Genomic DNA, 2,369 nt, shown 5'->3' with positions numbered 1-2,369 from the left:
GGATGGATGACCCGATGGCGCCGTCTGGTCCGCGACTACGAAAAGCGCATCGACGTCTCACAGGCGATGATCCTCGTCGCCATGGGTGGAAACCTACTACGCCGAAACGCTCATCCCTGATTTTCCAAACGGACTCTAAGCGCGATACTGTCGCAGTCGAAATGATATTCAGGAGTCAGGAAGATCATTGACCCGTTGAACCAATTGAACCGGTTAATGCGCGATGCAAGTTCTGCGATCGACAAGTCGTCCTCGTCCTTCATTTCTTCCACCGCTGCGTCGAGTTTCCTTTGGATTTCGCCGATCGTGAGATTGTCGAACGAGACGGTGTGCGCCCATTTGCCATCGCAAGATGCCGGGTCTGTTTCGATCGTTACAAAGACTTCGCCTTCGTTGTCTTCCCGGATCAGCAAGTAAGGGGAGAGGCGTTCGGCAATGCCGTAAATATCCTCAAGGGAATTCGGAATGTCGCAAAAATCAAGGGCAGGCTGAATATCGAGATGCACAGGGTTGTCTCCAGATAAAGGGGTATCGCTCCCGGCAGGCCGTCCGGCGAGTTGGTTTAAGTCAAAAAGTCAGAGTCCGCCCGTCGCCTGCCGCGCAGGTTTCAGGGGCGGTGATGGGGATGGCTGGTTAGCCGGAAGGTCGGGTGATCATGGCGTGGCGCTTTCTGTATGTCGAAGGCGCGGGGTTGCGCTGACGGAGACGCCTCTAGCGTCGCCGAATCGTCTGCGCAACAAAAATCGTGAGGTCGATGCAGATTTCTACATTCAGCGTTAGCGTATACCTCTTTCAATTCTGGCGTCAACGAATAAAATCGAAAGTGGTATACGCGTATTGAAAAACAGGGAGATTTCTTGGAATTTCGGCTACTCCAGTGTGACCGATCAGGCGGCCAGAACAGCCATTCGTCTGGATGAGCCAGGAACCAAAGCGACATCGAGCCGATCCATGGCGGTCGTTATCTGCGCGTCCGACGCACCCCAGCAGGCCAACATAAGCCCCATTGGAAAGCCGCCATTCTGGACCGCGTTGTCGAACTGGAGCCGTCCCTTCAGAAAGAGAGTGTCGGCGATCCCGTGGACGAAACGAAAATGGGCGCTGATGTGCGTCCTGGCCGGTATCAGGCAAACGACGGTCTCGACCTCGCCATCTGCCCAAGCGCGATGACAACGCTCAAGCCACGCCGACCCGGCAGAGTAGGGTGGATTGACGAAAGCAAGGCGGCCGTTCCAGCGCGTCTTTAGCCCGTCCTCCTCGATCATGATGTAACGGTCGGCCTGAACGTTGCTTTTCGGGTGACCGCAAGGGTCCACCGAGATCGGCCCAAATGTCGCTTCGATCGTCTCCAGGAAATGGCGGGGCGTAAAGCGTTCGTCGCGGGTGCCCCCGGCCCAAGCCGCCTTTTCATGCTTCCGTTGCCTGATGCGAGGGGCCAGCACAGCCAGCACCTTCGCGAGGCCGATGACCTGACCGGTCCCATTTTCGATCGAGCCGACAGTCGGGATTGATATGCCTGCGCGTTCCGCCAACATCGCGTCTGACCATTTGCGCTTAATCCGTGCGGCCCTGACCCGATCGCCAATTGTTCGACCGGCGGGGAGGCCCGCAATTCGAAATTCGACAACTGCGGCAATCGCGTCGAGCGTCGCCATATGACCGCCACCTTGTTCGACCGACCACAATGCGCGCGGCGACACCCCGGCTCTTTTTGCCGCTTCTGCCTGCGTCAGCCCGACCGCCTTTCGTGCGGCGCGGACCATTCCCCCCAAGTCCATAAAAATCCTGCGAAAAAATTCGCGCGTTCTTTGGAGTGGAGATTTGCCGAGGTCAATGGCTTGCAACCAAATCGATACTTAATCGTAATGAACGGCAGCGAACAAACCTGCTGACGAGGTCACTGATGAAATTCCGCGTAATGATTGAAGGCCGACTGTCAGCCTTCGGTGTCACCCATCTGCCCGAGTGCCTTGTGGCGGGTGCGTCGATCTTTTTCCCTTCGCGCCACCAGCAGGTGATTGTGGATCGGGTCGATCGTGACCAGGGGCTGATCTATGCCCGGCTGCCTGCCTGAAACGAAAATGGCCCCGACCATTTCCATGATCGGGGCCGGTGCTCCTGGACCGTCGTCCAAGGGCGGGTCGCGTCGCCGCTATAGCGGCCGATATTCTTTTAAGACAATACTTGTTGCACCAACGCGTTATTATGTTGGCGGATCATGCCAGGAATAAGAGGCTGTTTGGGAAATCGGCGGCAGGGGTTGTCATAGGCGTATCTGCGTGATTCAGGCTCTGGATGTGGACGCAGCAGAGCCGGGGGCGGATGGCCCAGATTGCGAAGAAGACGAAGCGTTATCCCAGTGACCTGAC

The 2,369-nt window shown here is 57.0% G+C and carries 3 protein-coding genes and 1 pseudogene; 1 reads left to right on the top strand and 3 read right to left on the bottom strand.

Annotation, left to right across the window (positions count from 1 at the left end; genetic code table 11):
- Nucleotides 1-120: pseudogene (locus AC13EK_RS01180) on the top strand (IS5/IS1182 family transposase); the annotation flags it as partial.
- Here the strand turns inward: AC13EK_RS01180 and AC13EK_RS01175 are convergent.
- From AC13EK_RS01175 to AC13EK_RS01165, 3 genes are all read right to left on the bottom strand, one after another.
- The gene (locus AC13EK_RS01175; protein ID WP_069335916.1) at nt 111-506 is read right to left on the bottom strand and encodes a hypothetical protein; all 396 of its coding nucleotides are present in this window, start codon (nt 504-506) and stop codon (nt 111-113) included. The pseudogene AC13EK_RS01180 and the gene AC13EK_RS01175 overlap by 10 nt on opposite strands.
- A 381-nt stretch (nt 507-887) precedes the next feature.
- Nucleotides 888-1,763: a DNA N-6-adenine-methyltransferase gene (locus AC13EK_RS01170; RefSeq protein ID WP_164522537.1), complete on the bottom strand. Its 876-nt coding sequence runs from the start codon at nt 1,761-1,763 to the stop codon at nt 888-890.
- A 173-nt stretch (nt 1,764-1,936) separates the two neighbouring features.
- Nucleotides 1,937-2,101: a hypothetical protein gene (locus AC13EK_RS01165; protein WP_164522538.1), complete on the bottom strand. Its 165-nt coding sequence runs from the start codon at nt 2,099-2,101 to the stop codon at nt 1,937-1,939.
- Nucleotides 2,102-2,369: the final 268 nt, after the last annotated feature.

The sequence above is a fragment of the Sphingobium sp. L-44 genome (assembly GCF_056859495.1).
The sequence above is the reverse complement of the archived record's forward strand: the minus strand, read 5'-3'. Positions and strand labels throughout refer to the sequence as shown.

What these genes read in the sequence shown, in the direction of transcription:
- AC13EK_RS01165 (WP_164522538.1), bottom strand. Translation starts at nt 2,101, where the DNA reads ATGGAAATGGTCGGGGCCATTTTCGTTTCAGGCAGGCAGCCGGGCATA.
- AC13EK_RS01170 (WP_164522537.1), bottom strand. Translation starts at nt 1,763, where the DNA reads ATGGTCCGCGCCGCACGAAAGGCGGTCGGGCTGACGCAGGCAGAAGCG.